Source organism: Leifsonia sp. Y862 (assembly GCF_057669585.1).
This window is the reverse complement of the sequence record NZ_JBYHFR010000001.1, coordinates 289,258-306,203: the sequence shown is the minus strand read 5'-3', so window position 1 is coordinate 306,203 and position 16,946 is coordinate 289,258. Positions and strand designations below refer to the sequence as shown.

At 64.0% G+C, this 16,946-nt stretch carries 17 protein-coding genes; 6 read left to right on the top strand and 11 right to left on the bottom strand.

Annotated features, from left to right (window positions below; all coding sequences use genetic code 11):
* Both AC25Z0_RS01395 and AC25Z0_RS01390 read left to right on the top strand, forming a co-directional pair.
* Positions 1 to 672: a carbonic anhydrase gene (locus tag AC25Z0_RS01395; RefSeq protein WP_488118479.1), complete on the top strand. Its 672-nt coding sequence runs from the start codon at positions 1 to 3 to the stop codon at positions 670 to 672.
* A gap of 43 nt (positions 673 to 715) precedes the next feature.
* Entirely contained in the window at positions 716 to 2,131 is a 1,416-nt protein-coding gene (locus AC25Z0_RS01390) for a class II fumarate hydratase (protein ID WP_488118478.1), read from the top strand.
* Between the two features lie 76 nt (positions 2,132 to 2,207).
* On the opposite strand, the gene phoH2 is transcribed toward AC25Z0_RS01390, so the two are convergent.
* The 3 genes from phoH2 to AC25Z0_RS01375 all read right to left on the bottom strand — a co-directional run bounded on the left by phoH2 (position 2,208) and on the right by AC25Z0_RS01375 (position 5,729).
* The gene (gene phoH2, locus AC25Z0_RS01385) at positions 2,208 to 3,497 is read right to left on the bottom strand and encodes an RNA 5'-3' helicase PhoH2 (RefSeq protein ID WP_488119499.1); all 1,290 of its coding nucleotides are present in this window, start codon (positions 3,495 to 3,497) and stop codon (positions 2,208 to 2,210) included.
* A 250-nt stretch (positions 3,498 to 3,747) separates the two neighbouring features.
* The gene (locus AC25Z0_RS01380) at positions 3,748 to 4,869 is read right to left on the bottom strand and encodes an aminotransferase class V-fold PLP-dependent enzyme (protein WP_488132061.1); all 1,122 of its coding nucleotides are present in this window, start codon (positions 4,867 to 4,869) and stop codon (positions 3,748 to 3,750) included.
* Positions 4,870 to 4,943: 74 nt separating this feature from the next.
* Positions 4,944 to 5,729 (bottom strand): isoprenyl transferase, encoded by a 786-nt coding sequence (locus AC25Z0_RS01375; protein ID WP_488132060.1) that lies wholly within the window; start codon positions 5,727 to 5,729, stop codon positions 4,944 to 4,946.
* A 71-nt stretch (positions 5,730 to 5,800) separates the two neighbouring features.
* On the opposite strand from AC25Z0_RS01375, the gene trhA reads away from it, so the two are divergent.
* The gene (trhA, locus tag AC25Z0_RS01370) at positions 5,801 to 6,502 is read left to right on the top strand and encodes a PAQR family membrane homeostasis protein TrhA (RefSeq protein ID WP_488132059.1); all 702 of its coding nucleotides are present in this window, start codon (positions 5,801 to 5,803) and stop codon (positions 6,500 to 6,502) included.
* A 46-nt stretch (positions 6,503 to 6,548) separates the two neighbouring features.
* Here the strand turns inward: trhA and AC25Z0_RS01365 are convergent, their stop codons facing one another.
* Both AC25Z0_RS01365 and mca read right to left on the bottom strand, forming a co-directional pair.
* Positions 6,549 to 6,803 (bottom strand): hypothetical protein, encoded by a 255-nt coding sequence (locus AC25Z0_RS01365; protein WP_488132058.1) that lies wholly within the window; start codon positions 6,801 to 6,803, stop codon positions 6,549 to 6,551.
* On the bottom strand, positions 6,800 to 7,663 hold the full coding sequence (gene mca, locus AC25Z0_RS01360) for a mycothiol conjugate amidase Mca (protein ID WP_488132057.1): 864 nt from the start codon (positions 7,661 to 7,663) through the stop codon (positions 6,800 to 6,802). The genes AC25Z0_RS01365 and mca overlap by 4 nt, the downstream gene beginning before the upstream one ends.
* A gap of 70 nt (positions 7,664 to 7,733) precedes the next feature.
* On the opposite strand from mca, the gene AC25Z0_RS01355 reads away from it, so the two are divergent.
* Together AC25Z0_RS01355 and greA are read left to right on the top strand one after the other, a co-directional pair.
* A complete protein-coding gene (locus AC25Z0_RS01355; RefSeq protein WP_488132056.1) occupies positions 7,734 to 8,135 on the top strand; it encodes a DUF4307 domain-containing protein in 402 nt (133 codons plus the stop codon).
* Positions 8,136 to 8,262: 127 nt separating this feature from the next.
* Positions 8,263 to 8,754, top strand: a complete 492-nt coding sequence (gene greA, locus AC25Z0_RS01350) for a transcription elongation factor GreA (RefSeq protein WP_488118471.1) — start codon at positions 8,263 to 8,265, stop codon at positions 8,752 to 8,754.
* A gap of 130 nt (positions 8,755 to 8,884) precedes the next feature.
* Here greA and ilvA read toward each other — a convergent pair whose 3' ends face one another.
* From ilvA to AC25Z0_RS01320, 6 genes are all read right to left on the bottom strand, one after another.
* The gene (gene ilvA, locus AC25Z0_RS01345) at positions 8,885 to 10,120 is read right to left on the bottom strand and encodes a threonine ammonia-lyase (RefSeq protein WP_488118470.1); all 1,236 of its coding nucleotides are present in this window, start codon (positions 10,118 to 10,120) and stop codon (positions 8,885 to 8,887) included.
* Complete coding sequence (locus AC25Z0_RS01340) at positions 10,113 to 11,420, bottom strand: AI-2E family transporter (protein ID WP_488132055.1); 1,308 nt, start codon at positions 11,418 to 11,420, stop codon at positions 10,113 to 10,115. Before AC25Z0_RS01340 ends, ilvA begins: the two co-directional genes overlap by 8 nt.
* Before the next feature lie 52 nt (positions 11,421 to 11,472).
* On the bottom strand, positions 11,473 to 12,522 hold the full coding sequence (locus AC25Z0_RS01335) for an ABC transporter ATP-binding protein (protein ID WP_488132054.1): 1,050 nt from the start codon (positions 12,520 to 12,522) through the stop codon (positions 11,473 to 11,475).
* An 89-nt stretch (positions 12,523 to 12,611) separates the two neighbouring features.
* On the bottom strand, positions 12,612 to 13,478 hold the full coding sequence (locus AC25Z0_RS01330) for an ABC transporter permease (protein WP_488133100.1): 867 nt from the start codon (positions 13,476 to 13,478) through the stop codon (positions 12,612 to 12,614).
* Positions 13,479 to 13,516: 38 nt separating this feature from the next.
* Positions 13,517 to 14,470 carry an ABC transporter permease gene (locus tag AC25Z0_RS01325; protein ID WP_488132053.1) on the bottom strand — a complete coding sequence of 318 codons (954 nt, stop codon included), beginning with the start codon at positions 14,468 to 14,470 and terminating at the stop codon, positions 13,517 to 13,519.
* The gene (locus AC25Z0_RS01320; protein WP_488118466.1) at positions 14,367 to 15,500 is read right to left on the bottom strand and encodes an ABC transporter substrate-binding protein; all 1,134 of its coding nucleotides are present in this window, start codon (positions 15,498 to 15,500) and stop codon (positions 14,367 to 14,369) included. Before AC25Z0_RS01320 ends, AC25Z0_RS01325 begins: the two co-directional genes overlap by 104 nt.
* Before the next feature lie 158 nt (positions 15,501 to 15,658).
* Between AC25Z0_RS01320 and AC25Z0_RS01315 the strand changes: the two genes are divergently transcribed.
* Entirely contained in the window at positions 15,659 to 16,936 is a 1,278-nt protein-coding gene (locus AC25Z0_RS01315) for a winged helix-turn-helix domain-containing protein (RefSeq protein ID WP_488132052.1), read from the top strand.
* Positions 16,937 to 16,946: the final 10 nt, after the last annotated feature.

The window sequence follows — 16,946 nt, the reverse complement described above, 5'->3', positions numbered from 1 at the left end:
ATGCCTGATCAGGAAGAGACCTCCACTCCGCAACGAACTCCCGCCCAGGTGTGGGAGGAGATGCGTCGTGGCAACGAGCGCTTCGTTGCCGGCGAGCCGCGCCATCCGCGCCAGGACGTCGACCGCCGCGAAGAGCTCGGCCACTTCCAGGCCCCCCATGCCGCGCTGTTCGGCTGCAGCGACTCGCGACTAGCTGCAGAGATCATCTTCGACAAGGGCCTCGGCGACCTGTTCGTCGTGCGCAACGCCGGCCAGGTCATTTCAGACTCCGTACTCGGCTCGCTCGAATACGCCGTCGGTGTGCTTCAGGTTCCCCTCATCGTGGTGCTCGGCCACGACGAATGCGGTGCGGTGCGTGCCGCCATCGACTCGCAGGCAGCGGATGCCCCTCAACTGCCCGTGCACATCGGCACCATCATCGAGAAGATCGTGCCGGCCGTTCGACGGGTGACGGGTGCAACCGACACCGTGCACATCGATGCAGCCACGGTCGACGCCTCAGCAGTGGGCCGCGAACACCTGCGCGACACCGTCGCCGAGCTGCTGGAGAAATCAGAGCTCATCAGCGCCGCGATCGCAGAAGGTACATTGGCTATCGTCGGCGCGAACTACCGACTCGTCGAAGGACGTGCCGACACAGACATCGTCATCGGCGATATCCAGGCGCGCTAGCGCCGCCTACAAAACGCGCTACAACCGAAAGGGAAATCACACCGTGGTGGACAACTCCTCACAAGCCGGATACCGGATCGAGCACGACACGATGGGCGAGGTGCGTGTTCCCGTCGACGCGCTGTACGGCGCCCAGACGCAGCGTGCCGTCGAGAACTTCCCGATCTCCGGATCGGTGCTTGAATCAGCCCAGATCGCGGCCCTGGCTCGCATCAAGAAGGCTGCAGCCCAGGCCAACGCGCGTCTCGGCGTGCTCGACGCGGCCATTGCCGACGCCATCGCAACGGCAGCGGATGACGTCATCTCCGGCCGCTACGACAGCCAGTTCCCGATCGACGTCTACCAGACCGGCAGCGGAACCTCCTCGAACATGAACATGAACGAGGTGCTCGCGACGCTGGCGTCACGCATCCTCGGCAGCAGCGTTCACCCGAACGACCACGTCAACGCCTCGCAGTCGTCGAACGATGTCTTCCCGACATCCGTTCACATCGCGGTGACCGCCGCACTGATCGACGATCTGGTCCCGGCGCTCGACCACCTCGCTGTGGCCTTCGAGGCCAAGGCCGTACTGTGGGCCGAGGTCGTCAAGGCCGGTCGCACCCACCTAATGGATGCCACCCCTGTGACCCTCGGGCAGGAGTTCGGCGGCTACGCCAGGCAGATCAGGCTCGGCATTGAGCGCGTGCGCACCGCTCTCCCCCGCGTCGCTGAGGTTCCGCTCGGCGGCACCGCCGTCGGTACCGGAATCAACACTCCGGCCGGCTTCCCGCAGCTCGTCATCCAGCTGCTCTGCGACGAAACAGAGCTGCCGATCACCGAGGCACGCGACCACTTCGAGGCGCAGGCCAACCGCGATGGCCTCGTCGACGCATCCGGTGCCCTTCGCACCATCGCCGTCAGCCTCACGAAGATCTGCAATGACCTCCGCTGGATGGGCTCAGGCCCGAACACCGGCCTCGGCGAGCTGTCGATCCCCGACCTGCAGCCTGGGTCGTCGATCATGCCTGGCAAGGTGAACCCGGTCATCCCTGAGGCAGTCCTCATGGTGGCCTCCCGCGTCATCGGCAACGACGCCACCATCGCGTGGTCCGGCGCATCAGGCTCGTTCGAGCTGAACGTCGCCATCCCGGTGATGGGTACAGCGCTGCTCGAGTCGATCCGCCTGCTCTCCAACGCCACCCGCGTGCTGGCTGACAAGACTGTCGACGGCCTCGAGGCCAACGTGGAGCGTGCGCGTGCCCTCGCAGAGTCGTCGCCGTCAATCGTGACGCCGCTGAACCGCGTGATCGGCTACGAGGCTGCAGCCAAGGTCGCCAAGCACTCCGTTGCCGCCGGCCTGACCGTGCGTGAGGCCGTCATCGACCTCGGCTTCGTCGAGCGCGGCGAGGTCACGCTCGAGCAGCTCGACACGGCGCTCGACGTGCTGAGCATGACGCGTCCGCCGCAGGCCAAGTAGTCACCAACGCACCACACACGTCGAGCCTGTCGAGATCCCGGAAGGGAGTCGGCAGGCTCGATTCGTGTGTGGTGGTCTACGCCAGCTCGTTGCCCTCCAGCATCTCAGTGACGAGGGCTGCAATGGCGCTCCGCTCCGAGCGGGTGAGCGTCATGTGGGCGAACAGCGCATGCCCCTTCAACGCCTCGATGACCGAGGCGACCCCGTCGAAGCGGCCGACACGCAGATTGTCGCGCTGGGCCACATCGTGGGTGAGCACCACCCGCGAGTTCTGGCCGATGCGGCTGAGCACCGTGAGCAAGACGTTCCGCTCCAGCGATTGCGCTTCATCCACGATCACGAAGGCATCGTGCAGGGAACGACCGCGGATGTGCGTGAGCGGCAGCACCTCGAGAATGCCACGCTCCACCACCTCGTTCAGCACGTTGTCAGACACCACGGAGCCCAGCGTGTCGAAGATCGCCTGACCCCACGGGTTCATCTTCTCGCTGGCGTCCCCAGGCAGGTAACCGAGGTCCTGGCCGCCCACCGCGTAGAGCGGGCGGAACACCATGATCTTCTTGTACTGCTGGCGTTCGAGCACGGCCTCAAGTCCTGCACAGAGTGCGAGCGCGGACTTCCCCGTCCCTGCGCTTCCTCCCAGCGACAGGATGCCGATCTCCGGGTCGAGCAGCAGGTCGATGGCCAGCCGTTGCTCGGCGGAGCGGCCGTGCAGCCCGAAGACATCTCTGTCGCCGCGAACGAGCTTCACCTCTCCCCTGCCCGTCACGCGTCCGAGCGCAGAGCCGCGGTCGGAGTGGATGACGAGGCCGGTGTTGATCGGCATGTCCTGTACGAGCCGGGTGTGGATCATCTCGTTGTCGTACAGCTCGTTGATCTGGTTGGAGCCGAGCGTGATCTCGTCGAGGCCCGTCCAGCCGGAGTCAACGGCGAGCTCATGCCGGTACTCCTCCGCCGCCAGGCCGATGGATGCTGCCTTGACGCGCAGCGGGAGGTCTTTCGAGACCACGGTGACGTTCAGCCCGTCATGGGCCAGGTTCATCGCAACCGCGAGGATGCGTGAGTCGTTGTCACCCAGCTGCAGACCGGACGGCAACACTGACATGTTCGAGTGGTTCAGTTCCACCCGCAGGCTACCGCCGTCGCCGACGGGGATCGGGAAGTCGAGTCGCTCATGCTTGATGCGCAGTTCATCGAGATTGCGCAACGCCTGCCTGGCGAAATAGCCGATCTCAGGGTCGTGCCGTTTGGACTCCAGTTCGGTGATTATGACAACGGGAAGCACCACTGAATGTTCGGCGAATCGGAAGATCGCCTGCGGGTCAGAAAGCAGGACAGACGTGTCGAGCACGTATGTGCGCTCGATAGTGCCAACATCCGCTGTTGACGAGTCAGCGTTCTGGTAGTCGGTTCGATTCGAGGCCACAACCACTCCCACCCCGCGCTCTGCGCGGATCCTTCGGCGAGCTGGCCACGGGCGGGTTATCGAGCCGTACTTATGTGGCCGTCTCGATCAGGCGCCATACCTGATGTGCACGACGCTAAAGCCGCGGGCCCGGAATGTCGAGAGCGACACGCCAACCGCAACAAGAGATTCACATTCACGGCATGAACCGTTAGTAGGTCACGGCCGACGAGAACGACATCAGCGCGCTCCGCAGCATCTCCAGGGTCTCGCGCGACGTGCCGGCGTGCACGGAGAGGCGCACAGCGCCGAACCGGGACGTGACGTTGATGCCATGGTTGTGCAGCGAGGCGACCAGCAGCGTGAGGTGCTCAGCCGGCGGCTCGAGCACTACGATTCCGGCGCGCTCACGCAAGTCCCTCGATGAGACAACGGGAATCCCGAACTCATCGGCCAGGTCGATGACCTGGGTCACCGTGTCAGCGATCACAGCGGCGATCGCCTGGACGCCGACCGACTCGATCTCTTCCAGTGCGGTGGAGAAGCGTGCCTGGGCGATGGCGTCGCCATTGCTGACCTGGAAAGCCTTCGCGCCGTTGGCGGGCGGCGGCACCTCGTCCCACGGATCTTCGACGCTGCTGGCGTTGAATCCGGAGAACACCGGTGTCAGCTGCTCAGTGGCGCGGTCGCTGAGGGCAAGGAACCCCGTGCCCCAGCCGGAACGGACCCATTTCTGACCGCCGGACACCACGACATCCGCGAGCTCGAATGGCGCGTCGACGACGCCGAACCCCTGGATCGCATCGACGATCAGCAGCCGGTCGCCGATGACCTGCCTGATGCCCTCAAGGTCTGCGAGATAGCCGGTACGGGAATCGACCAAACACACTGCGACAGCGGTGATGCTCGACCCCAGCTGGTCTTTAATTTCGCCCGGTGTGACCCGGCCGTGGTCGGTCTGCAGCCAGGTCGGGGTGAGCACGTGCAGCGATTCTGCGGCGCGCATCGCCGCGAACGGCACGCTGGGAAAGTCAGCAAGAGACAGCAGTACGCCGCCGGTGAGACCGAACATGGCGTGCATGAGCCCTGAGCTGGCATTGGGCTGGGCGACGACCTGGTCTGCACGGAACCCGGTGACGGCCGCAACGGCGTTCTCGAGGCGCACGTTCTGTCGGAAGAGATTGTCGAGACTGCCGAACCTGGCGCGCGCAAGCACATCGGTTTGCGCTCTGTCCTCAGCGACGACCGCAGCCGACAGCGGGCCGACCCGCCCGTAGTCGAGATAGCCCGGCTCTTCAGTAAAGCCGTCAATGAACTGCTGCGTTGATGTCATGCTGCCCAACCTCTCCGCACTCATTCTTACAGAGAGCCCGTTTTCTTACAGAGAGCCCCGTGCCAACGCAGGTGCTAGCCGCCGTAGCGGCGGTGCCTGCGCGCGTAATCGCGCAGTGCGCGCAGGAAGTCGACCTGGCGCAGATCAGGCCCGAGTGCCTCCACAAAGTAGAACTCGCTGTGCGCGCTCTGCCACAGCATGAAGTCACTCAGCCGCTGCTCTCCAGACGTACGGATGACCAGATCAGGATCCGGCTGCCCTCCCGTGTAGAGATGCTTGCCGATCAGCTCTGGCGTGAGCGTCTCCGCGAGGTCTTCCAGCGTGCCGCCGTCTGCGTGGTGGGACGCCACGATACTGCGCATGGCATCCGTTATCTCTGCACGACCGCCGTACCCGACGGCCAGGTTGATGTGGAGGCCCTTGTTGCCTGCCGTGCGCGCCTCTGCGGCGTCGAGGGCCTGGACCAGTGGTTCAGGCAGCCCCTTCTTCGAACCAACGTGCTGCACGCGCCAGTTGCGATAGTGGGAAAGGTCTTCTGCGAGGTCGGCAATGATCTCAAACAGGTCGGACAGTTCGTCGCTGTCGCGCTGCAGGAGGTTGTCGTACGAGAGCAGGTAGAGCGTGACGACGGAGATGCCGAGGTCGTCGCACCACTCCAGAAACTCGCGCATCTTCGCGGCACCGGCGCGGTGACCGTGCGATACGGAATCGTAGCCGAGCTGCTTGGCCCAGCGTCGATTGCCGTCGATGATCATGGCGACGTGCCGTGGCACGACATCCGGTGTCAGGCCGCGACGAATACGGCGCTGGTACACCTCGTAGAGGAGACCGCGCCCGAGAGGTATTTGCCGCTTCTGCACGTATTTACGGTAGCCCCATTCGGCTCCTTCCGCGCACACAGTGGCGGATGCTGCTGTCGTAGTCTTGCTCTATGAGCACAGAGCGCGACATTCCAGCACTGCCTCTGCATGAGGCAGACGACCTCAGTCAGGCCGATGTGAAGCCCACCTGGCGCGGATGGATTCACGCTGGAATCTTCCCCGTGACAGTCGTCACCGGTGTCATCCTGCTCATCGTCGCCGATGGTCCTGCCGCGAAATGGTCGAGCGCCGTCTTCGTCGCGACGTCGATGCTGCTGTTCGGCAATTCAGCGCTGTATCACCGCTTCAACTGGTCGCCACGGACGAAGCTCATCCTGAAGCGGATCGACCACGCCAACATCTTCCTGCTCATCGCCGGCTCGTACACGCCCATCGCAGTGCTCGCCCTGCCGCCTGAGAAGTCGACTCTGCTGCTGTCGCTGGTCTGGGCCGGCGCGATCCTTGGGATCGCGTTCCGCGTGTTCTGGATCGGCGCCCCGCGCTGGCTCTACGTTCCGCTGTACGTGCTGCTTGGCTGGGGCTCGCTCATGTACATCGTCGACTTCTTCCAGGCCAACGCCGCGATGATGACGCTCATCCTGGTCGGTGGCCTCTTCTACACGATTGGAGCCGTCGTCTACGGTCTCAAGAAGCCGAACCCCGTTCCCGGCGTGTTCGGCTTCCATGAGATCTTCCACAGCCTCACGGTTCTGGCGTTCCTGTGCCACTGGGTCGCGATCCTGATCATCGCCACCCACCCGCTCTATCCCTAGGCGAGGAGTCAGCCCCTAGTCGAGGAGTCAGCCCCTAGTCGAGGAGTCAGCCCTGATCGGGCTTGGTACCGCTGCCATCCTGTGCCGCGTTCTTCTCGGCCAACTCAGCCTCAAGGCGTGCCGAAATCTCAGCGCGGTAGTTGGTGCGGCGAATGCGGCGAATCATGTCGATCGCGAGGAGCACGACAGCTACAACGACGAAGAAGAACAGGAAGAAGCCCCCAGGACCCGGTGTGACCGTGTCAGGGTTGAACTCCGGCGGAGGGGTTGTCGCCGCGATGAAGCCAAGAAGCGGGCTCATGCGTCATCCCGTACGCCGGCGAAAAGGTCTGATTCTGGCACGATGGATGTCACTTTCGATTCGATGAGTTGAAAATCTTCATAGGGCCAGGCTTTGCGAACGAGCCAGTTGGGCCAGAAGAAGAAACCGCTGTCAGGGGCGACCTGGCTGGCGTGGGCGCGCAGCGCTGCGTCTCGCACCTCCAGGAAGTCGCCGACCGGGATGTGGGTGGTTGCGGTGTGCGGGTAGTCCTTCATCCAGTCCCTGGCCTCCCCCAGCGGCTCGAGGAGTTCCGAATCCGGCTCGGTGGCGCTGAGTTCCAGGTACATCGCGTCGACGCGCTGCAGGTTGAAAATGCGGTCGTAGTACACCTTGTCGATCTGCCACGGTTCGCCGGCCTCTGGGTAGGCCGTCGCATCCGCTGCCGCCCGGTAGGCGGCCATCGACACGTCGTGGGTGCGAATGTGATCGGGGTGCGGATAGCCACCCTTCTCGTCATACGTGATCAGCACCTGTGGCTTGAACTCGCGGATGATTCGCACCAGTGGCTCGGCAGAAATCTCGACAGGGATGTCAGCGAAGGAATTGGGCGGCACCGAGCCGTCGTCGTTCATGCCGGAATCCTGGTAGCCCAGCCAGCGGTGCTCGACTCCGAGGATGCGCTGCGCTTCGGCCATTTCGAGTCGGCGAAGGCCGGGCAGATCCCGTTCAGCCAATGCCCGATTCGGGACGGCCTCATTCAGGATGCTGCCGCGTTCACCGCCCGTGCAGCTCACAATCAGCACTTCAGCGCCCTTGCTTCGATATGAGGCATAGGTCGCAGCGCCCTTACTCGACTCGTCGTCGGGATGGGCGTGCACCGCCAATAGACGCAGTGTCACGTAACTCCTCAGGAATGCCAGCTAATCTTGAGAGCAAGCCTAATCGTTGAACATGAGTGTGGAGTCCTGAGTGAGTGAGAACGCCGAACTCGAGTCTCGCTATGGGCGCTCGAAGCAACGGATGAAGCGTGACCGACGCCTGTACTGGCTCGTCGGCGGGGTATTCGCCGTCATCCTGGTCGCCTGGGTTGTTTGGGCAGGACTGGACGCATCCGGTCCACAGATCGAGACCCGCGACATCGGCTACACAATCATCGACGACTCAGCCGTCAGCATCACGTTCGAGCTCTCCGTGCCGAGCGGCACGGCCACGGCATGTGCCGTCCAGTCCCTGAACGAGAGCTTCACCGTCATCGGCTGGAAGGTCATCGACGTTCCCCCCTCAGACACCTACACTCGCTCATTCACCGAGGTCGTGCGCACCAGCGAACTCGCGAACACTGGATTGATTTACCGCTGCTGGCTGACCTAGACTGTTGTATTCGCCTCGACGATCATCGTCGGGGCGTCGACTGTATCTCTGGACGCTGTTCACTTTGAACAGAACCAATCTGGGGCGAAGCACCAATCTGGTACGAAGAAGCAGAGGAGAAGTATCCATGGCTACCGACACGACAGTCACCTGGCTCACCGAAGAGGCTTACAAGCGTCTCGAGACGGAACTGGAAACTCTCAGCACGACCGGACGTGATGACATCACGAAGAAGATCGAGTCAGCGCGGGAAGAGGGCGACCTCAAGGAGAACAGCGGCTACCACGCCGCGAAGGATGAACAGGGCAAGATCGAGGCCCGCATCCGCACCCTCACGCTGCTGCTGCGAAACGCTGAGGTCGGCAGCGCGCCCGAAAGCCACGGCGTCGTACAGCCGGGAACGGTCATCACGGCCACCATCGCCGGAGACGAGACCCGCTTCCTCCTGGGCAGCCGTGAGATCGCCGGCAACAGCGACCTGGACGTCTACAGCGAGCAGAGCCCGCTCGGCGCTGCGATCATCGGCCTCGCCGTCGGTGCGTCCACCAGCTACACGGCTCCGAACGGCAAGGAGATCACCGTTGTGATCTCTGAGGTCGAGACCTTCACCGGCGCCTAAAACGTACAGGCGCCTAAAACGTACAGGCGCCTAAAACGTCGCGTCACCACACGCACACTGCGGTTGTCCCACCTGAATCATTCAGGCAGGACAACCGCAGTTCTGGTTAAGCGTGCTGACGCGTGATGATTTAGGAGAAACGCGGGTCGTAGCCCGCCGAACGCAAGAGCTCGACGACCTGCTCACGATGTTCTGTCCCGCGGGTCTCGACGCTGATGTCGATCTCAACTTCGCTCAACTGGATACCGACGCCATGACGGGTGTGCAGCACTTCGATGACATTGGCGCGCGCCTGGGCAAGCAGCTCTGAGATGCGGGCGAGCTGGCCGGGGCGGTCAGGCAGCATGATGCGGAGCGTCAGGTACCGGTCGGAGGCAGCGAGGCCGTGGCTGATCACGCGCTGCATGAGCAACGGGTCGATGTTGCCGCCAGAGAGGATGGCCACCGTCCGCCCTGTCGGGGCGATCTTGCCCGCAAGGATTGCGGCAACGCCAACGGCGCCGGCGGGTTCGACCACAAGCTTCGCGCGCTCGAGCAGCACGAGCAGCGCACGCGCGATGTCGTCTTCACTCACCGTGACGATCTCATCGACGAGCTCGCGGATGATGGCGAAGTTCAGCACGCCAGGCTTGGCAACGGCGATACCGTCAGCGATCGTCGGCTGGATGACGATCTCCGTCAAGACCCCCGCGGCGATCGACACCGGATACGGGGCAGCGTGCTCCGACTGGACGCCGATCACACGAATCTCGCGTCCCTCACGGGCCGCCCGTTGCTTCACGGCGCTGGCCACGCCGGAGATCAATCCACCGCCACCGATCGGCACGATCACTGTCTCGACGTCTGGCACCTGGTCGAGGATCTCCAGGCCCAACGTGCCCTGGCCGACGACGACATCCTCGTGGTCGAACGGTGGGATCAGGATTGCGCCGGTCTCTGCGGCGAATTCAGCAGCTGCCAGCAACGGCTCGGTTACCGTGTGCCCACGCAGCATCACGTCTGCGCCGTAGTCACGCGTCGCCTGCAACTTGGGCAGCGCGACGCCGATCGGCATGAAGATCGTGGCCTTGATGCCCAGCTCCCGCGCGGCGAAGGCCACACCCTGGGCGTGGTTTCCGGCTGATGCCGCCACGACGCCCTGTGCGCGCTCGGCTGCGGTGAGCTTGGAGAGCCGGTTGTACGCCCCACGAATCTTGTATGACCCCGTTCGCTGCAGGTTCTCGCATTTCAGGAAGACCGGCATCCCGAGCACCTCTTCGAGGTACCGCGAGCTTTCCATGGGCGTCACCTGCGCCACTTGGCCCACAATGTCGCGGGCGGCTTCGATCTCGGCAAGTGACGGACCGGCGACGTGGGTTTCAGTCATTCGTGGTTCTCTCTGTATCGGCGGCGCCCTCACTGGGCGATGAATCGGGGGATGTGGCAGCGGAGGTGGCGGGAGGTGACTTCTGGTCAGGCTTCGACACGAGCACGCGGCGACGGTACCGGGGTGGTTGTTGCGGCACCGTTTGCCAGAGGTTGGATTGTGGCAGTCCGCTCGACAAGGGGGCATCGCCTCGCCAGACCCCGCTTGCGATGTAGTTGATCATCACGTTCAGCACGGCGGCGACAGGGACCGCGAACAGGGCGCCTGGGATGCCGGCCAGCAACGACCCTGCAGCTACGACGAGCACGACCGCCAGCGGGTGCACCTTGACGGCGGTGCCCATGATGAGCGGCTGCAACACGTGACCCTCCACCTGCTGCACCAGCAGTACCACCCCGAGCATTGCCAGCGCGACTATCCAGTTGTTGAAGATAAGGGCGATGACCACCGCGATTGCCCCCGTCGCGACGGCACCGACAATCGGAATAAAAGCGCCGAGGAAGACGAGTATGCCGATCGGAATGGCCATCGGAACACCAAGGAGCGCGGCGCCGACCCCGATGCCAACGGCATCGATGGAGGCCACGAGAATCTGCACCCTGACGAAGTTGCCCAGTGTCTCCCAGCCTGCCCGCCCTGCGCCATCGAGGGCGACTCGTGCACGCTTGGGGAAGATCCGGACGATCCAGCCCCAAATGCCTTTACCGTCAATGAGGATGAACAGGAGACTGAACAGAGTGAGCAGCAAGCCGGCCAGGAAGTGCCCAAGCGACGAGCCCACCGACAGTGCGCCACTGATGAAGACCTGGCTATCGGCCTGGATCGCATCCCATATTTGGCTGACGAAACCGTTGAGCTGGGATTCGGAGAATTGGAACGGCGGCGCAAGCAGCGCATCCCTCAGGCTCACATACGAGGACTGGAGTCGGGACGTGAGCCCCACGGATCCGCTGGCGATCTGGGTGGCAGCCAGGGTGATCAGACCGGCGACCACGGCAATCGTCAAGATCAACGCTGTCGCGACAGCGAGACCCTTTGGCCATCTATGCCGCGTCAGGAATGTAACGAGCGGAACGAGCAGGGCAGAGAGCAGCACGGCAACCAGCACGGGAATGACAATGAGCCGCAGCTGGATGACGAGGTAGATGAAAACGGCGATGGCGGCGGCGATAACGAGCAGCCGCCACGACCACGCTCCGGCCAGACGCACGCCCTTCGGCATGGACTCCTCGACGGTCTCAGGCACAGGTTCTCCCTTGGAGCGCGCTGTGCCGCCGTTGGTTCCCGTGGAATCCGTCACGTGCTCAGTCTAGAACTGTGATGGCCATGCTCCGTTCAGTTCCTTGCTCCGTTCAGCTGCTGAGACGCACAGACACCGGGTTGCCCCGAAGTCGGAGGTGGACGAGCTCACCCACCGTCGGAACGGTTCTCACGTCGTGTTGCACGAGTACGTGCTGGCCGTCGTTCATGGCGATAGTCGTGCGCCGCAGCGATCCATGAAAGCTCGACGCGGTGACGATCCCGCTGACGACCGCGTCGCCATATTCGCCGTCCGCCGGCAGCAACTCGATATCCTCAGGGCGCACGAAGACGGCACACTCACCGTCATCCTGCGAGGGGTCCAACAGCGGCAGCCGAGTGCCGTAGACCTCGGCCGTGCCGTGTGCGACCGAGCCGCGGATGGCGTTGCTGAGCCCAACGAATTCAGCGACGAAGGCCGTCGCCGGGCGGGCATACAGTTCCTCAGGGCTTCCGATCTGCTCGATCACGCCCGCTTTCATCACCGCGACCCTGTCGGCGACGGCGAGCGCCTCGTCCTGATCGTGGGTGACGAACAGGGTCGTGATGCCGAGATCAGACTGGATGCGCTTGATCTCATCCCGCAGCTGTACACGCACCTGTGCATCGAGGGCAGACAGTGGTTCGTCAAGCAGCAGGACGCGTGGCTCCGTGACGAGGGCGCGCGCCAACGCAACGCGTTGCTGCTGGCCGCCGGAGAGCTGATGGGCATAGCGATCGGCGTGCGCTTCCAAACCGACCATGGCCAGCGCCTCCCGTGCGCGCTGACGTCGTTCATCGGCGCCGACCCCGCGCATCCGCAACCCGAACTCAACGTTCTTGCCCACACTCAGGTGGGGGAACAGCGAATAGGACTGGAAGACCATGCCCATGTCGCGCTTGCTGCTCGGCAGCTGAGAGACGTCGCGGCCGTCGAGTGTGATCGTGCCGGCATCCGTTGATTCAAGCCCGGCCAGCACCCGAAGGGCCGTGGTCTTTCCGCACCCGCTTGGCCCGAGCAGGGCAACGAATTCACCGGAATGCAGCGTGAGGTCCACACCGTTCAGCGCCGGGTGACCGGCGAAGTCTTTCACCACGCCAGAGAACTGCACGGCTGCTCCCATACGCCGCGGTTCAGAGTGTTGCGGTTCACGGTGTTGCAGTTCGCTGTGTTGCAGTTCGCTGTGTTTCAGTTCACTGTGTCGTTGCGTGGTCATCGGGTGCCTTTCATGGTGAAAACGGATGCCGCACGCCGCGCCCGCGTTGCGCGCGACACACGCCTGGTGCCGGGAGTGATGGCGCCGAGACGTCCGATCACGAGCAGCAGGACGAAGGCGAACAACAGAGCCAGCAGTGACAGGATCACGGCGGTGTACGGGTCGTTCTTGCTGACCACGACCAGCGCCGTCTGCAGGTTGGTGCGGTTCAGCAGCGAGGCAATTGTGAATTCACCGAGCACGACGGCGACGGCGATGAACGACGCAGCCAGGACGCCGCGCTTCAGGTTCGGCAACAGCACTGAGAGGAAGACCGTGCGCGGCCCTGCACCGAGCGTCTGCGCCGCCTCACTGAGGGTTCTGACATCGACCGCATCGAGGTTCGACTGGATCGCCCGGTATGCGTACGGCAACACCGTGATTCCGTACGCGAATGCCAGCGTCCACACGCCGCTGCCGAACATCCGTGAGACCACCGAGTAGACCGGCGCCAGGCCGACCACGAGCACGATCGCCGGGATGCTGATCGGCAGCACACAGATGATCTCAAGGGCCCGTCGCAGGCGAGGGAACCGTACCTGTACCAGCACCATGGTCGGCACAAGTATGAGCAGCATGATCGCCACCGTGCCGATGGCCAGCGCCACGGAGTTTCCGAGAGCGGTGAGCACCGGCCGGTACTCCCCCGTCAGCCCACCACCGAACAGGGCTTGCCAGCGCGAGAAGTCGTAGCCGCCACCGAGCCCCTTGCGCAGGGTGAATTCGAGCATTGCCACGAAGGGGATCACGAACACCAGTCCGAGCAGACTGAGGATCAGGCGTTGAGTGCGCGATGTCGGCGCGTGCGCGACACCGTTCTGCATACCGAGCCCTGGCTGGCGTGCCTGCGGCGTAGTGCGGCTCATCGCTGCCACCTCGATGCCCGTGATGTCAGCATGGAGTAGCCGAACATGACGACGGCCACCACGATGACCATACCGAGCGCGAGCGCCCCTGCGAGGTTCTCCCTGCCGAGCATTGTCTCGCTTGTGAGCGCAGCCCTGATCTGCAGTGGAACGATCTGCGAGCCCTGGCTGGTGAGAGCCGCTGCCGTGGCATATGAGGAGAACGCGTTGGCGAACAGCAGGAGCAGGCTGCCGAGGAACGAGGGTGCAAGCACCGGGAACGCGATGCGCAACCAGTATGAGGCCCTGCTGCCGCCCAGGGTGGCATTCGCTTCGGCCCACTGCGGCTTCAACGCGTGCAGCGCCGGCATGAAGGTGATGATCATCAGCGGAACCTGGAAGTACAGGTAGGGCAGGATGAGGCCCGGTAGTTCATACAGCCACACTCCGTCGGCGTAGATGTCGATTCCCATCGTGTCGCGCAGGAGCACGGTGACCATGCCCTGGATGCCGATGGTCGCCACGAAGGCGAACGCGAGCATGACACCGCCGAACTGGGCGAGTACCCCGCTCAGCGAGTCAACAGCTGATCGGAGCGCACCGTCGGGGGCGGATCCGAGCAGGGCGTAGCAGGCGACGGCGCCGGTGATCGCACCGACGATCGCGGTCAATGCCGATAGCCAGAATGAATTGAAGAAGGTCTGCAGGATCAGCGGATCGGCCAGTGCGGCGACCGTGTCCCAGGTGAAGGCGCCGGACGCATCGAAAAACCCCGTGCTGATCGCGATCAGCGTCGGGATGGCGAGGAAGAGTACGACGTAGGCCGCGAACGGCAGCAGCCAGAGGGCTGCTGCCGCATCGCGGGACTTACTGGACAGCCGCCGCCCACTTGTTGCCGAGCAGCGTTGCTGCAGCGTCGCTCTGTGCCGCCGTTGGCACGACTGTCTCCTCCGGAGCGGCGGGGAGAGCATCAAAGAGCTTGGCGTCGATGGTTCCGGCCTTGGCCATTGCCTCTGCGCGCACCGGGCGGGCGCCACCCTCGAGCCACAGGTTCTGCGCGTCGTCGCTGTAGAGGAACTCCTGCCAGAGTCGTGCAGCGGCCGGGTGCGGGGCGTCGACGTTGATGGCCTGGTTGTAGTACCCGGCGTAGCCGGTTCCGGGGAACACGACTACTTCCCAGTTGCGCTGACCATCGAGCTGTGCGCCGTAGCCGACGTTCAGGTAATCCCAGTCAAAGACGACAGGGGTCTCACCCGACGCAATGGTCGCGGTGGTCGGGTCGATCTTGACCAGGTTTCCCGCCGCATTGAGCTTCTGGAAGAAGTCGATACCGTCCTGGAAGTCATCGACTGTGCCACCGCTCTGCACTGTCGCAAGGCCGACAGCGGCGAATGCCGCACCGGCCTGGGTGGGGTCGCCGTTGATGGAGACCTTGCCCTTGTACTTCGCGCCCAGGAGATCATCGAGCGAGGTCGGTGCCGGAACTGCATCCGGGTCATAGCCAACGGCCATGTATCCGCCGTAGTCGCCGACGTAGAGGCCGCTCTCTTCCTTCAGGGCATCCGGGATGTCGGCCCACGTCGCGACCTGGTACGGCGCAAAGTGATCCGTGCTCGACAGCGCGACGGCAAGCCCGAGGTCGAAGACGTCCGGGGCCGTGTCCTGGCCGGCGAGGTTCTCTGCCGCCTGGATCTCCTCTGCACTTGATCCGTCTGGCGATGCCTCTGTGATGGTGATCTCAGGGTACTTCTCTGCGAAGGCGTCGAGGACTGCGCCGTAGTTCGCCCAGTTGCGCGGCAATGCGATGACGTTCAGTGCGCCTTCGGCTTTGGCGGCTTCCTCGAGCCCTGCCAGATCGCCGAACGCGCTCAGGCTGGTAGCGGATGCTGCATCGACGCCGTCTCCGCTAGATGCAGTCGTAGCACTCGCGCATCCTGTGAGCGTGAGGGCGAGTGCAGCAGTGGCAGCGAGTGTCGCGACCAGGGTGCGTGTGGTGATCACAGTTCCTCCAGACCCACGCCTGGCCGTTCGCGCTGTGGAGCGAACTGTTGGATGCCGAGTTGTCGGGTCGATCAGAGGTTAGGAAGCACAGGCATCCAGTTGGAGCCCACCTGCTGAACGGCACATGAACGTCAGTGGTCAGCGCTACTCTCGAAGCGATGACACAGACAACGGAGTTGCGCCCCGCAACGCAGAGCATTTCACCCGCGCTGGCACGGCGTATTGCGCTGGCCGCGCAGGGCTTTGACCGACCCACCGCGCCTGCGCTCGGTGTTCGCCAGCCCAGTGTTCGCCAGCTCGGCGTTCGCCAGCTCGACGCACTGGTGAACCGACTGCAGCTCCTGCAAATCGACTCTGTCAACGTCTTCGAGCGCAGCCACTATATGCCGGCCTTCAGTCGACTCGGCACCTACGACAAGGCGCTGCTCGACCGGCTCACGTATGGCACTGGCACGTCGTCAGGCGGCGCCAAATTCACCGAGTACTGGGCGCATGAGGCCTCGTTCGTGCCGCTCGACACCTGGCCACTCCTCCGCTGGCGGATGCAGCACTATCGCGACAAATGGTCTGTCGACGCCGACTCCTGGGCGAGTACACACCGGCCGATGCTTGAGTGGCTGCGTGCCGAACTCGCGGAGAAGGGGCCGCTCCGTGCGAGCGAGATTGAGCACGACTCCAACAAGCGCAGTGGCCCGTGGTGGGGATGGTCAGACGTCAAGACCGGACTGGAAGTGCTGTTCCGCTGGGGCGACGTCGTCAGCGCCGGCCGCACGCGCTTCGAACGGGTCTATGCCCTGCCAGAACAGGTCTTCCCTGCGGCAATCCTCAATCGGGACGTGAATGCAGCGGATGCCCACCGCGAGCTCATTCGCAGGTCGGCTCTCGCCCACGGCATCGGAACAGCCGCCGACTTCGCCGACTACTTCCGGCTGAAGAGCGTGCCGGCTCTGGCTGCGATCCGGGATCTCGAAGACAGCGGTGAGCTGCTGCCGGTCACGGTGCCCGGCTGGGGAAAGAACGACAGGCCGGTGCAGGCGTGGTTGCATTCCGCGGCCAGGCTCCCCCGCCGCATGGATGCCGCGGCAGTGCTCTCGCCGTTCGACCCCGTGGTCTGGGAACGAGCCAGGGCGCTCCGCATATTCAACTTTCACTATCGCATCGAGATCTACACCCCGGCTCCGAAGCGGGTCTTCGGCTACTACGTGCTGCCCGTCCTGATCGGCGATTCCATCGTCGGTCGAGTCGATCTCAAGAACGATCGGCAGGCGGGCGTGCTGCGCGTACAGGCAGCCTGGGCCGAAGACGACGCCCCGCCAGAGACCGCGGCCCGCCTGGCTGCTGTGCTTCGAGAGACAGCAACCTGGCAGGGACTCGCCGATATCGAAGTCATGCAGCGCGGCAACCTGGCGACGGCCCTGGCCGCAGAGCTCAGCTGACCTGGATGTT

What these genes read in the sequence shown, in the direction of transcription:
- AC25Z0_RS01395 (WP_488118479.1), top strand. Translation starts at nt 1, where the DNA reads ATGCCTGATCAGGAAGAGACCTCCACTCCGCAACGAACTCCCGCCCAG.
- AC25Z0_RS01380 (WP_488132061.1), bottom strand. Translation starts at nt 4,869, where the DNA reads ATGACATCAACGCAGCAGTTCATTGACGGCTTTACTGAAGAGCCGGGC.
- trhA (WP_488132059.1), top strand. Translation starts at nt 5,801, where the DNA reads ATGAGCACAGAGCGCGACATTCCAGCACTGCCTCTGCATGAGGCAGAC.
- AC25Z0_RS01365 (WP_488132058.1), bottom strand. Translation starts at nt 6,803, where the DNA reads ATGAGCCCGCTTCTTGGCTTCATCGCGGCGACAACCCCTCCGCCGGAG.
- greA (WP_488118471.1), top strand. Translation starts at nt 8,263, where the DNA reads ATGGCTACCGACACGACAGTCACCTGGCTCACCGAAGAGGCTTACAAG.
- ilvA (WP_488118470.1), bottom strand. Translation starts at nt 10,120, where the DNA reads ATGACTGAAACCCACGTCGCCGGTCCGTCACTTGCCGAGATCGAAGCC.
- AC25Z0_RS01335 (WP_488132054.1), bottom strand. Translation starts at nt 12,522, where the DNA reads ATGGGAGCAGCCGTGCAGTTCTCTGGCGTGGTGAAAGACTTCGCCGGT.
- AC25Z0_RS01330 (WP_488133100.1), bottom strand. Translation starts at nt 13,478, where the DNA reads ATGCAGAACGGTGTCGCGCACGCGCCGACATCGCGCACTCAACGCCTG.
- AC25Z0_RS01325 (WP_488132053.1), bottom strand. Translation starts at nt 14,470, where the DNA reads ATGCTCTCCCCGCCGCTCCGGAGGAGACAGTCGTGCCAACGGCGGCAC.
- AC25Z0_RS01315 (WP_488132052.1), top strand. Translation starts at nt 15,659, where the DNA reads ATGACACAGACAACGGAGTTGCGCCCCGCAACGCAGAGCATTTCACCC.